The 13,826-nt window shown below is 70.2% G+C and carries 6 protein-coding genes; 3 read left to right on the top strand and 3 right to left on the bottom strand.

Annotated elements, in window-relative coordinates:
• Positions 1-62 precede the first annotated feature (62 nt).
• Both NMI01S_RS22310 and NMI01S_RS22315 read right to left on the bottom strand, forming a co-directional pair.
• Positions 63-800 (bottom strand): response regulator transcription factor, encoded by a 738-nt coding sequence (locus NMI01S_RS22310; protein ID WP_063000206.1) that lies wholly within the window; start codon positions 798-800, stop codon positions 63-65.
• A gap of 344 nt (positions 801-1,144) precedes the next feature.
• Positions 1,145-2,131: an LLM class F420-dependent oxidoreductase gene (locus NMI01S_RS22315; RefSeq protein WP_063000208.1), complete on the bottom strand. Its 987-nt coding sequence runs from the start codon at positions 2,129-2,131 to the stop codon at positions 1,145-1,147.
• 196 nt (positions 2,132-2,327) lie between these two features.
• Here NMI01S_RS22315 and NMI01S_RS22320 point away from each other — a divergent pair, with 196 nt between their 5' ends.
• Positions 2,328-3,566, top strand: a complete 1,239-nt coding sequence (locus NMI01S_RS22320; protein ID WP_063000210.1) for a serine hydrolase domain-containing protein — start codon at positions 2,328-2,330, stop codon at positions 3,564-3,566.
• A gap of 50 nt (positions 3,567-3,616) precedes the next feature.
• On the opposite strand, the gene NMI01S_RS22325 is transcribed toward NMI01S_RS22320, so the two are convergent.
• The gene (locus tag NMI01S_RS22325; protein WP_063000211.1) at positions 3,617-11,791 is read right to left on the bottom strand and encodes an SDR family NAD(P)-dependent oxidoreductase; all 8,175 of its coding nucleotides are present in this window, start codon (positions 11,789-11,791) and stop codon (positions 3,617-3,619) included.
• Between the two features lie 298 nt (positions 11,792-12,089).
• Between NMI01S_RS22325 and NMI01S_RS36015 the strand changes: the two genes are divergently transcribed.
• A complete protein-coding gene (locus tag NMI01S_RS36015; RefSeq protein ID WP_232329432.1) occupies positions 12,090-12,413 on the top strand; it encodes an ArsR/SmtB family transcription factor in 324 nt (107 codons plus the stop codon).
• A 180-nt stretch (positions 12,414-12,593) separates the two neighbouring features.
• On the top strand, positions 12,594-13,826 hold the full coding sequence (locus NMI01S_RS22335) for an MFS transporter (protein ID WP_063000214.1): 1,233 nt from the start codon (positions 12,594-12,596) through the stop codon (positions 13,824-13,826).

Consider the following 13,826-nt stretch of genomic DNA (forward strand, 5'->3'; position numbering starts at 1 on the left):
TTTCGAATACAAAGATAACAGCCGATCTTCGACGAGCACAAGAGATCGGCCCGCCGGGAAACTCAGCCGGCGCGTGAGGCGATGGTCACCGTCGGCCGCAGGTACACGATCGCCTGTGCCCGGGTGCGGACGGACAATTTGCGCAGAATGTTGGAGACGTGGAACTTCACCGTCTTGTAGCTGACGTGCAGCACCTGGGCGATCTCGCTGTTGGACAGCCCGTCGGCGACCAGGATCAGGATTTCGTGCTCGCGCTGGGTCAGGCTGTCGAGGGCGGTGACCGGTTTGTGCGCCACCGCGGGGAGATACGGAGCCGTGGCGTCGAGGACCAGCCGGGTGATCGACGGCGACAACATAGCCTGGCCGCGCACCACCGCATCCACCGCGCTCACCAGGTCGACCGCACTCGAGCGCCGCGACACCAGCCCGCGCGCACCCGCCTGCAGATACCGCAGCAGCAGTTCGCTGTCGGTGCCCTCGGACACCACGACGACGCCGACCTCGCCGCCGGGGCGCACCGCGGTCAGGCGCTGGGTCAGGCCGGGCCCGTCCCAGCGTGGCGAGGGGCAGTGGTCGAGCACCACCACATCCGCCTTGTCGGCGGCCACCATCTTCAGTGCCGCTTCGCTGTTGACCGCCGGTCCGACCCAGCCGACATCCGGCATTCCGCGCAGTACGGAGATCAGTCCGCTGCGCATGATCTGCTCGCCGCACACCACGAGAACCCTGGCACGACCCGAATCGCGCCCATGGGCGTCGCCGAATTCCCTGGCCGTATTCGGTAGTTCGGTCACGGTCATCAAGGCCCCCAAATTTCCATGGGCCATGAATACAGTTGCAGGCCCGGCAGGTGACGAGAGGTATGGCGAACGAGAACCGCCGACAATGCCGGCGCGGACACCATATCGGGATGCTCCTATCACAACTCGGGAACAAACCCGACAAATAACGCTAACACCTGGGGGCCATTGCGGCAATATGAGATGGATTCACGCGGAGTGAAATTCGGGCGCAAACAATTCGCGAACCGGAAAAACCGGATTCGAACAGTAACCGGCGAAATACTTGACAAATCCGCAGCGACGAGAAACCCCACGTAGAATCAATTGTTCGTCACTTGTGGAAGTACCCGCCGGCACACCGCTCACGGTCGCGGCGCCAAGTCGCGCACGACCTGCAGAACCGCCTCCGGTCCGCCGGCGAACAACTCCGGCGTCGACTGGATCATCAGCACCGGAGTGTCGACCCCGGCCTCGACGTAGCGGTGGATCTGCTCCCGGCAGCGGTCCGGGCTGCCGTGCACCAGGACACCGTCCACCACGTCGTCGGAGATCGCCTCGCCCGCGCGCCGAAGATCTCCCGCCGCAACATGTTTGCGGACCTGTTCGACCTGATCGCCCCGCCCCAGCCACTCGTGGAAGGCGCCGTAGGTCGGCCGGGTGAACAGGTGGGTCAGCATCCGCCGGCCCGACTCGCGCGCGTAGTCGAGATCCTCGGTCGGGCAGACGAAAATGCGGGCGACCAGCTCGCCGCGGTCGCGATCGGCCCCGAGGCCACGAATGACCGTCGAAATGTCCTCGGCGGTGAGGAAATTGGTGATGGCGCCGGCGCCTTCCCGGAATCCGAGCCGCAACATGCCGGTCCGCAGCGCGCCGACCATGAGCTGCGGCGGAATCTCCGCCGGCCGCCCGAGTTCGAAATCCTCGATGGTGAAGGTGTCGAAGCGCCCCGCCACCCGGCCGTGCTCGTAGGCATGACGCAGGAACCGTAGCGTATCGCGCACCCGTCGATACGGCTCGTCCATCGCGATCCCGTTCATCCCGGTAACCAGCTGCGCTCCGGAGGATCCGATGCCCAGCACGACCCTGCCGGGGGCCAGCTCGGCCAGCGCGGCGCCGGTCTGGGCGATGACCGCGGGCCCGCGGGTGTACACCGGCACGACGGCGGTGCCCAGCCGCAGCGACGGCGAACCCCATGCCGCGGCGAGCACCAGCGGCGTGAAGGCATCGACCCCGGCGTATTCACCGGTCCACGCGTCGGTGTAACCGAGATCGGCCAGCTCGCCCAGTATTTCGCGATGGCGCGGGAGCGGGACGAACGGCAAGGGCAGGGTGACCCCGTAGCGGGACATGACAACCAACTCCACTTCATCTGCGTCGACGACGGCTGGGCCGGAGGACATTGCACCGGCGCGAATTCACCACCGGCACAACATAGTTCGATAGTTGTACATCTATCGAACTAAAGCTACTATTCACGGTGTCGGCTGGCAAGAATCTCGCCGAAAATTCTCTTCTCCGTACTCCGGAACAGGCAGGGGCCACATCATGAGTGAGATAAAGATCGAAATCGACGCGGCCGAGGCCGGATTGGACCCGGACCGGCTGCGGCGGTTCGACGACTACCTCGACAGCCTGGTGGAAGCGGGCCGGATGCCGGGGTGGGTCGGCATCATCGCGCGCGACGGCAAGATCGCCCATATCGGCACCGGCGGCCACCGCGACCGCGAGGCCGGCCTCGCGATGGAAGCCGACTCCTTGTTTCGCTCCTGGTCGCTGACCAAACCGTTCACCTCCGTCGCGGCGCTGGCGCTGTACGAGGACGGGGCCTTCGGGCTCAATGATCCGGTGGCCGACTACATTCCGTCGCTGCGCGATGTGCGCGTGTACACCCGCGGCGGCGGGGCGAACCTGGAGTCGCGGCCCGCGCGCGAACCCATCCGGATCTGGCATCTGCTCACCCACACCGCCGGATTCACCTACGGCTTCCATCATTCCCATCCCGTGGACGAGCTGTACGTCCAACGCGGCTTCGAGTGGAGCGCGCCGCCCGGAATCGACCTGGCGACCGCCGTGGACACCTGGGCTTCGCTGCCGCTGCTGTTCGAACCGGGTACCGCGTGGAACTACGGCGTGAGCACCGACGTGCTCGGCCGGCTGATCGAGGTGGTCTCGGGCAAGTCGCTCGATACCGTTTTCGCCGAACGCATTACGCAGCCTCTCGGACTGCACGACACCAGATTCTGGATCGAGCCGGAGGAGACCCAGCGGCTCGCCGCGATCTACATGGCCGATCCGGCGACCGGTCTGGCGGTCCGCAACGACGCGATGGGCGGCGACCCCACCCAGCGTCCGACCTGGCTGTCCGGCAGCGCCGGCTTGCTCACCACCGCCGCGGACTTCCACACCTTCCTGCAGATGCTGCTGGCGGGCGGCAGCTGGAACGGCGCACGGGTGCTCTCGCCGGCCACGGTGCGGTACATGACCACCAATCAGCTGCCCGGCGGCGCCGACCTCGGAAGCTTCGGCCGGCCGGTGCTGCCCGCGCTGACCACGATGGCCGGCCTCGGATTCGGGTTCGGCTTCATGACCGTGCTCGATCCGGCGGCGAGCAAGGTGATCGCGAATCCCGGTGAGTTCTCCTGGTATTCGGCGACCAGCACCTACTTCTTCGTCGACCCGGTCACCCGGATCACCGCACTGGCCTTTCCACAGCTGTTCCCCTCCAAGGCGTTGCCGCTGTTCTCCCGGCTGCGCCAGTTGGTGCACGCCGCCGTCATCGAGTGATCGGCGTGATGACGCAAAGGGCGCCGGCCGTGGCCGGCGCCCTTCGTGCGTCAGCGGTCCAGCCATTCGCGCACCGCGCGCGCGGTCGAGGCCGCATGCTCCTCGAGGATGGTGAAATGGTCGCCCGGCACATCCTTCACCGTGTGCGGCAGCGTCCACGCCGACCGCCAGTCCAGATCCTCGAGCGCCGCGCCGGTGTGGTCGCGCAGCGGCTCGGACGCCCGCACCAGTAGCGTCGGCGCCGTGATCGGCTCCGGCCGCCAGTTCGCGAAAAGCGGTATGTACCAGCCCATCGCCGACAACCGCACGCCGTCGGCGAGCCCGAATCCGGCCTGCCGATCCAGCACGCCACCGATCACCCGATGTTGAGCACGCCGCAGCAGATCCGCATCGGGCAGATAGGTGTCCAGCAGCACCACCCCGGCGACGCGAAGCCCGTCACGTTCGAGCCGCGCGGCTACCGCGTGCGCCAGCCAGCCGCCGGACGACGTTCCGGTCAGCACCACCTCCGCCCGGGCGGCGATCGGCCGGACGATCTCGGTCTGCAGATCGATGACCGCCTCGATCGTCGCGGGCAGGCTGTCACCGCTGACGAAACCGGGAGCCGGTAACGCCGAAACCCTGCGCTGCCCGCGGAATTCGTCGGCGAAACGGGTGTACACCTGCGCACCGGTCATCGCCACCAGCGCGGAGAAGCAGATCATCTGCGGGCCGCCGTCGCCTTCGGCGAGGGTGACCGGATCGGGGTGTGGCACCGTCGCCGCGCTGTCGAACATCGGCCGCAGCCGTGCCGCATCGCGCAGCAGCGCCATCCCCTCCGCGAATTTGCCCGATTCGAACGCCTGGTGGAACAGCATGCTGACCGGGTCGGCCGGGGCGACCGGCGGCTCATCGGCGAGGGCGAGTTCGGATCCGAGCGCCTTGGCCAGCTCGCTGGCGGTGGCGTGGTCGAACAGGAAGGTCACCGCGATCGACAGTCCCGTCGCGGCATTGAGCCGATTGCGCAATTCGACCGTGGTCAGGGAGTCGAAACCCAGCTCGAGCAGATTGCGATCGTCATCGTCGGCGCGCGGGGCGTCGTAGCCGAGCACCGCGGCGATCTCGGCGCGAACCAGTTCGAGCAGGGCGCGGTCGGCCTCGTCCTCGGGCAGGGCGGCCAGGCGTTCGGCGAAGCTCCGGCCGGGCGTGGCCTCGACGGGCTCGGCCGCCGTCTGCGCTTCGGGCAGCTCCGCCAGCAGCGGGAGCGGTCGCGCGGCGGTGAGCACCGGCGCCAAGCGCGCCCAGTCGATATCGGCCACGAGCAGCCCGCTCTCGTCGGCGCGCAGCGCGCGTTCGAGTTGGTCGAGTGCCGCCTCGGGGTCCATCGGCAGGACTCCCTGCCGCCGCCACCGCTGCGCCGCGCCCGGTTCGGCGGCCATGCCGCCACCGTCCCACGCGCCCCAGGCGATCGAGGTGGCGGGCAGGCCGAGTCCGCGCCGGTGTGCCGCCAGGGCATCGAGATAGGCATTGGCCGCGCCGTAGACACCCTGGTCGGCACTCCCCCAGACGGCCGCGCCCGAGGAGAACAGGACGAAAGCGTCCAGAACACCGGTCAATTCGTGGAGATATTGTGCCGCAACGGCTTTCGGCCCGATGACGCGTGCGATGTCGGCGGCCGTCACCTCGGTCACGGCCCTGCCGTCCACGACGCCCGCGGCATGAACGACCGTGCGGAGATCGGCGATGTCGCCGATCACCCGGCCCAGTGCCGCGCGGTCGGTGATGTCGCAGGCCACGATGGTGATCGCCGATCCGAATTCCGCACGCAGCGCGGCCGCGTTCGGCGCGGCGGGACCGCTGCGGCTGAGCAGGACCACATGGTCGGTGCCGGTTCGCAGTAGCCACCGGGCCACCCGGGCGCCGATCGCGCCGGTTCCTCCGGTGACCAGCGCCGAACCCCGGGATCGCCACGGACCGCGGTCGATCCGCGCGTGGGCACGCACCAGCCGGCGCGCGAACAGACCCGACGGGCGTACCGCCATCTGGTTCTCGGTCGCGGTGTTCAAGGCACTCTCGAGCGTGGCGACGAGATCCGCGTCCAGTGGTGTCGCGGGCAGGTCGATGAGACCGCCCCAGCGGTCCGGACGCGCCAGCGCGAGGCTGTAGCCGAGACCCCACAGCACGCTCTGCGCCGGGTCGGCGAGCGGCTCCCCCGCCACGCTCACCGCCCCGCGCGTGATCACATACAGCGGAACGGGTTCGGGGAGCGAACGCAGCAGTTCCAGGGTTTCGCCGATATCGCCGAGGAACGACAACGCACCGCGCCACGGCCCGGAGTCGCGGTCGTCGGTGACCTCGAGCCTCGATCGCGACAGCGCGGCCCGCACCTCGGCCGGCGCGCCGACGAGCAGCCAGCGTCCGGCCGGACGCGCCGTGGCCGGCGGCAGCGCGCGCCAGTCGATGCGGTAGCGCCAGTCGTCGGCCGTGCGCGCGCGAGGCGGTTCGGCGGACAGCCAATAGCGTTGGCGCCGGAAGGTGTACGTCGGCGCCTCGGCGTCCGGTGCGGCGCCGATGACGCGGGGCCAGTCGACCGGCAACCCGCGCACCCAGCCCTCGCCCGCCGCGGGGAGCAGCCGGTCCAGCCCGCCCTCCCCGCGCCGCAGTGATCCGACGACGACGCCGTCGGCGCCCACCGTCTCCTCCACCGCCCCGACCAGACCGGGATGCGGGGAGGATTCGACGAAGAAGCGGAATCCGTCGGCGGCCAGCGCCGCCACCGCCGCGGTGAAGTCGACGGGCTCACGCAGATTCCGGAACCAGTAGGCCGCGTCCAGTTCGGCGGTGTCGAGCAGGCCCCCGTGCACCGACGAGTAGAACGCGACCGCCGAGCTGCGCGGCCGCAACGCCGCGAGTCGGTCCACCAGTTCGTCGTGGACCGCCTCCACCGCGGGCGAATGGGAGGCGTAGTCGACATCCACCCAGCGCACCCGAACGCCCTCGGCCTCGAAACCGTCGGCGACCGTGCGCAAGCGCTGCGAATCTCCGGACAGCACAACGACTTCGGGTCCGTTGACGGCGGCGACGACCACGCCGTCCACCAGCCGCGGCCGGATCCGCTCGGGCGCGGCCCACACCACGGCCATGCCGCCGGAGCCGCTCAGTTTCCGTGCGATCAGCCGCGACCGCGTCACGACGACGTGCACGGCGTCTGCGAGGGTCAGACCACCCGCGACGAACGCCGCCGCGACCTCACCCTGGGAATGGCCGGCCACCGCCTCCGCGCCGATCCCCCACGACGCCCACACCAGCGCCACCCCGACACTCATCGCGAACAGCGCGACCTGCACCACGTCGACGCGGTCGAGCGGTTCGGCCCCGGCCCGGTCGAGCAGCACGTCCCTGACGGACCAGCCGGTCGCCTCCCGCACCACCACGTCCAGGGTCGACACCCAGGCACGGAAGACCGGCGACGACTCCCACAGCTGCGCTCCCATCCCCGCCCACTGGCCGCCCTGGCCGGGGAACAGCACGGCGACGCCCTCGACCGGCTCGAATCGAAACCCGAACGCCGCCAGCAATTCCGGGAAGGTCAGCGCGGCGTTGCCGAGCGGCACCGGCTCGTGCTCGTGCGAGGACGGCGTCGGCACGGCCGCGACCACCCGCGTCGGTGCCTGCGCGATCCGGTGCAGCGCTTCGGCGAAGTCCCGCGGGGTACGCCCGATCACCACGGCGCGCTCGGCCAGGGTGGCGCGTGTGGCGAGCGCGGCGGCCACCCCGCGCGGATGCGGTGCGTCCGGCCGCCGGGCGAAATCGGCCAGCGCGGCGGCGTGTTCGCGCAAACCGTCGGCCGAGGCCGCCGACAGAATCCACGGCACCGGCCCGCCGCGCGCGGCGGGTGCGGAGTCCGCGACGACCGGCGCCTGTTCCAGCACCACGTGCGCATTGGTGCCGCCGATGCCGAACGAGGACACCGCCGCGCGCCGCGGGCGGCCGGTCACCGGCCAGGGCTCGTTGGCGGTCAGCAGTTCCACCTGCCCGGCGGCCCAATCGATCAGCGGTGACGGCCGGTCTGCGTGCAGCGTGCGCGGCAGCACCGCGTGCCGCAGCGCCTGCACCATCTTGATCACGCCGCCGACGCCCGCGGCCGCCTGACTGTGCCCGATATTGGATTTCAGCGAGCCCAGCCGCAGCGGATGCCCGCCCGCCCGGTCGCGGCCATAGGTCGCCAGCAGCGCATGGGCCTCGATCGGATCACCGAGCGCGGTTCCGGTGCCGTGTCCCTCCACCACATCGACGTCCGCGGTGGTCAGCCCGGCATCGGCGAGGGCCCGGCGGATCACTCGCTCCTGAGCGGGCCCGTTCGGCGCGGTCAAGCCGTTGGACGCCCCGTCGGAGTTGACCGCACTGCCGCGCAGCACGGCCAGCACGCGGTGGCCGTGGCGCCGCGCATCCGACAAACGTTCCAGCAGCAGCACTCCCACACCCTCGGCCCAGCCGGTGCCGTCGGCACCGGCACCGAAGGCACGGCAGCGGCCGTCCGGTGAGAGTCCACGCTGCTGGGAGAATTCGACGAAGATGCCCGGTGTGGACATGACCGTCGCGCCGCCGGCCACGGCGAGCGAGCATTCGCCGCGCCGCAGGGCGGCCGCCGCGAGATGCAGGGCGACCAGCGAACTCGAGCACGCGGTGTCCACCGTCAGCGCCGGCCCCGTGAAGCCGTGGACATAGGAGATCCGGCCCGAGGCCACGCCTCCGGTGGTGCCGGTCAGGACGTATCCGGCCGCCCGTTCGCCGGCCTCGCTCATGCGCGGTCCGTAGTCGGGAGCCATCGCGCCGACGAATACGCCGGTATCGCTGCCGCGCAGCGCGTGCACGTTCAGCCCGGCGCGTTCGAACAGCTCCCACGAGGTTTCGAGCAGCAGGCGCTGCTGCGGATCCATCGCGGCCGCCTCACGCGGTGAGATCCCGAACAGTTCGGCATCGAATTGCGGTGCGTCGTAGAGGAATCCGCCCGCGCGTGCCGACGACTTGCCGGCCCGCCCGGGCTCGTCGTCGAACAGCCCGGCCAGATCCCAGCCGCGGTCGGCCGGGAACGGGCCGATCGCATCCCGTCCGGAAACCACCAGATCCCAGAGTTTCTCGGGGGTGTCGGCGCCGCCGGGATAACGGCAGGCCATCGAGACGATCGCGATCGCATCAGAATCGTCCGGCACGTCACTGCCGGTGTCCTGGACGGCGTCGCCGGCACGAGGTGCCGAAAGCGCCTGGACGGGAGAGGTGTTCAGGAGATTCGCGAGGTGGCCGGCGAGCCGGTCGGGACTGGGGTGGTCGAACAGGACCGACGCGGGCAGTGACAGGCCGGTCGCGAACGACAGCCGGTTTCGCAGTTCGATCGCCATCACCGAATCGAATCCACTGCCGGTGAAACTCACCGCGGTGTCGGAGATGTCCGAGGCACCGACCGCTGCCGCGGCGGCACGAATGAGTTCGAGCAGTTCCCGGCGGCGACGGGCCGGCCCCAGCGCGTTCCAGCGTGTGCCGGGGGCCGGGCGGCCGGACTCCGCGGCGGTCGCCACGCCGGGCCAGAAGGTGGTGCGGCGGAACGAGTATCGCGGTGCGGGCCGACGGGCCCCCGGTCCGACGACGGAGGCCCAATCGACACCGACGCCGGCCACCCACGCCTGGGCCAGCGACTCCAGCAGGCGGTTCGCCCCACCGTCGTCCCGGCGCAGCGAACTCAGGACCACCGCCCGCGGGCCCGCCGCATCCTCCACCGCCCCGGCCAGACTCGGATGCGGTGAGCATTCGACGAAGGTCCGGAATTCACCGGCGACCAGGGCGTCCACAGCGCCGGCGAAATTCACCGGTTCCCGCAGGTTGCGGAACCAGTACTCGGCGTCCAATCCGGCCACGGCCAGGTGCGCCCCGGTGACCGAGGAGTAGAACGGCACCTGCGCGCGGCGGGGCCGCACCGCGGTCAATTCGGCCACCAACTCCGCACGCACGGGGTCGACCTGGGGCGAGTGCGACGCGTAGTCGACGTCCACCCAGCGCACCCGCACGCCTTCGTCGTCGTAACGAGACACCAACGCCGCCAACGCCTCCGGGTCGCCGGTCAGCACCGTCGTGGCCGGGCCGTTGATCGCGGCCACCGAGACTCCGTCGACAAGACGGGCCCGCACCGAATCCGCGGGTGCCCACACCACGGCCATGCGTCCGGCCCCGCTGAGCCGCCGCGCGACCAGCGCCGAGCGGCCCGCGACCACACGCACGGCGTCGCCGAGGGTCAGCGCGCCCGCCACGAAAGCCGCCGCCACCTCACCCTGGGAATGGCCCACCACCGCGTCCGGCGCGATCCCCCAGGACGCCCACACCAGCGCGATCCCGACCATCGTCACGAACAGGGCCGGCTGTACCACGTCGACGCGTTCCAGCGACGGTGCGCCGTCCACGTCGAGCAGCACCTCTCGCACCGACCATCCGGTCTCGGCCGCGATCACCTCATCCGCCACGCTCACCCAGGCGCGGAACACCGCGGAGGTCTCCCACAGACGCGCTCCCATACCGGCCCATTGACCGCCCTGGCCCGGGAAGACGAAGGCGACGGATTCGGCCGCGGCCGCCGGGAAGGCCCACAACTCCGTCAGCTCCCGGAAGGTCGCCGACGGACCTGCCGGGACCGGAAGCGGGCGGTCGTCGGACCATGCGTCGCGCGCGGAGACCACCCGGGTCTCGCTCCGCGAAACCTGTTGCAGCCCAGCGGCAAGCTCGTCCGCGCTCTGCGCGAAGACGACCGCGCGCTCGGGCAGGCCGGAACGGGCGGCGAGCGTCCGCGCGACAGCCGGCAGCGCGGCATCCGAATCGGGTATGCCCGCCCGCAGATCCGCCGCCAGCGCCCGCACGCCCGCGTCCGAAACCGCCGAGAAGACCCAGGGCACCGGCCGGACCGCGACAGCCGGACCGGAGGGAGTGTCGCCGCCCGCCGGTCGATCCGGCGCGGCCGCGACGACCACGTGGCAATTCGTGCCGCCCATACCGAAGGCCGAAACCCCCGCCACGCGTTCGCCGTCCGGCCAGACGCGTCGGCCGGTCACCACCTCGAGCCGCCAATCCTTCCATCGCACAGCGGGATTCGGGGTCCGGAAGTTCAGACTCGGCGGTAGTTCCCCGTGATGTACAGCCAGCACGACCTTCAGCAGGCCGGCGATTCCGGCCGCACCTTCGAGATGCCCGATATTGGTCTTCACCGATCCGACCAGCAGCGGGGTGCGGCGCGGCGCACCCAATTCGGCGCCGAGCGCCTCGGCCTCCACCGGATCACCCACCCGCGTCCCGGTTCCGTGCAGTTCCACGTAGGCCACCGCGGCCGGGTCGACACCGGCCGCACGGTATGCCTCGCGCAGTACGGCACGCTGCCCGTCGACCGTCGGCGTGGTGAGATCCTTTCCCGCGCCGTCGTTTCCGATCGCACTGCCGCGCAGCACGGCGTAGATCCGATCCCCGTCGGCGAGCGCCTGCGGGACCGTCTTGAGGACCACGAAGCCGCCGCCCTCGCCACGGACGAAACCGTTGGCCCGCGCGTCGAGGGTGTAGCAGCGACCGTCCGGCGACAGTCCGCCGAACCGCGACATCCGCAACGCGCTGTCCTCGACCAGATTCAGCTGCACTCCGCCCGCCAGCGCGGCGGTCGATTCGCCGCGACGCAGGCTCTCCATCGCCAGATGGACCGCGACCAGCGACGAGGACTGTCCGGTGTCGACGGTGAGGCTGGGACCGCGCAGGCCGAGCAGGTAGGAGATCCGGTTCGCGATCACGCCGCGACTGGCCCCCGCACCGGTGTGGTGTGCGATCGCCGCATCGCCGCGGCGCTGCTGCACGATGCGATAGTCGTCGGCCATCGCGCCCACGAATACTCCGGTGCGGCCGGGCCGGCGGCCGAGGGCATCCTCGAATGCCTGCCAGGCCAATTCCAGCATCAACCGCTGCTGCGGGTCCGTCTCGATCGCCTCGCGCGCGGAGATGCCGAAGAACGCGGCATCGAAATCCGTGACGGTGTCGAGGAATCCACCTCGCCGCAGCGATTCGTCGGCGGAGCGCCACCGCTCGGGCGGGGTATCGGTGATCGCGTCGATACCGCCGCGCAGCAACCGCCAGAAGGCTTGCGGGTCGGGCGCCTGCGGTAGGCGGCACGACAGCCCGACCACGGCGATGGCGGTCCGGGACGGGGGTAGGGGAACCATGCTCATTCGGCCACTTCCGTTGCTGTGCGAACGACCGCGAGGTCTGTGCGAGCGTCGGCCGGCATCGTCGCCAGGGCCGCGGGTGAGGCCCGGAGGTCCGGCGACTGGACAGCGCCGGTCTGTGCACCCTCGGGCGGCTCGGCTCAGTCTGTCCGAGCAGGGATGTGCGCGTCTTCGGCCGCAGGCACGGATCGCCGGCCGCGGTACCGGTCCGGGGCCCGGCCCGGCCTCCGGGGCCGCGGACCGGGACCCCACCTCGTTCGACTATCATCGAAATAGCAGAGGTGAGTGGAAGGCGGTCGTGGTGGCTCGAGTCGTTAATCAGCCGGCGCGCGAGGACATCGAATTGACCGCGGTCTTCCATGCACTCAGCGATCCGGCACGGTTGCGCATCGTCTGCGATCTGGCCGACCGCACCGACGAGATGTCGTGCAGCGAGCTGACGGTCGAGATGTCGAAATCGACTCTGTCCCACCATCTGAAGGTGCTGCGCGAGGCGGGACTCACGGTGACCCGAGTCGACGGCACGCGGCGGATGGTGTCGCTGCGCGCGGACGATCTGGACGCCCGCTTCCCGGGCCTGTTGCGGACCGTCGTCGCGGTCGCCCCGCGCCCCGTTCGCGCCTAGACCGCGAAAATCGTTCCGCGGCAGCCGAAGACAGCTCCGCCGGAGGTTCTGGATCTATCCTCACCGCCCAGGCGCGCGTTCTCACAACCGTTGACGCCCCTACGGGCCTGTGTCACCATGTGAACCACATTTCGATTGTTTTCGAAGTCTCTTACAATCCCCCGAAGTAGGTGTACACGCATGGTTTCACCGACCCCACCCGTCACCGAGGATCCGGATCGCGCCACGCGCCGGCTGCTGATCGTCGGTTCCGTCTGCGCGGCGCTCGTCGGCCTCGACGCGCTGGTCGTCGCGCCCCTCGCCCCCACCATCACCCGCTCCACCGGCGCGTCGATCGACTCCGCCGGACTGCTGGTGACCACCTACGCACTGGTCTACGCGGTGACCGGCCCCCTGTTCGGCCCGGTCTCCGACCGCTGGGGCCGGCGCAATGTGATCCTCACCGGCCTGGTCGCCTTCTCCCTGGGCACGGCCCTGACCGGCGTGTTCTCGAATTTCGCCGTGCTGCTCGTCTTTCGCGGTGTCGCCGGTCTCGGCGCCGCGATGATGGTGCCGAGCATCTTCGCCGCCGTCGCCGACGTCGTCGCGCCCGAACGCCGCGGTCGTGCGATCGGCATCATCATGGGCGCGCTCACCGGCTCCTCGCTGATCGGCGTACCGCTGGGCTCCTTCGCCGCCGACGCGTTGAGCTGGCGGGTGACCTTCTGGGTGATCGCCGCCCTGGCGGTGGTCGCACTGGTGGCGGTACCGCTGTCGCTGCCGCAGCTGCCGCCGGCGGCCGCCGACTCCGACGTGAGTCCGCTGCGCGCCTATGTGGGCAAGTTCCGGGCCGCGTTCAGTAATCCGACGGTGATCTTCGTGCTGCTGTCGACGTTCTTCTGGACGGCGGGCAACCAGGGCATGTGGGCCAATATCGGGGTCTATTTCCATACCGCCTTCGATCTGTCCACCACCGCGATCGGCCTGGTCCTGCTGGTCATCAGCGCGGTCGGTGTGCTGGGCAACTTCCTCGGCGGGCGGCTCACCGACCGATACGGCAAGCGTGCGGTCATCGCCGCGGCCGGTGTGTCGGTCGCGGTCGCGCTGGTCACCTTCTCGAGTCTCAGCGGCGCCCTCGTTCCGCCCGTCGTGATCGCCGCGCTGTGGGTGCTGGCGTTCAACATCGGAGCGTCCTCGATCACCACGCTGGTGAGCGAACTCAGTCCCGGTGCGCGCGGAACCGCTCTGGGCTTGAATTCTTCCGCGCTGTACGCGGGTTCGACGATCGGCACCTCGGCATCGGTCGCGGTGTTGTCGGGCACGCACAGTTTCGTCTGGCTCGGCGTCGTCTGCGCGATCTCGTGCCTGCTGGTTTTCCCGATCGTGGTGTTGCTCGTGCGTGAGCGCGCGGTGGCCGAGGCGGTGGCGGCGTAA

The organism is Nocardia mikamii NBRC 108933, assembly GCF_001613505.1.
Lineage (GTDB): Bacteria > Actinomycetota > Actinomycetes > Mycobacteriales > Mycobacteriaceae > Nocardia > Nocardia mikamii.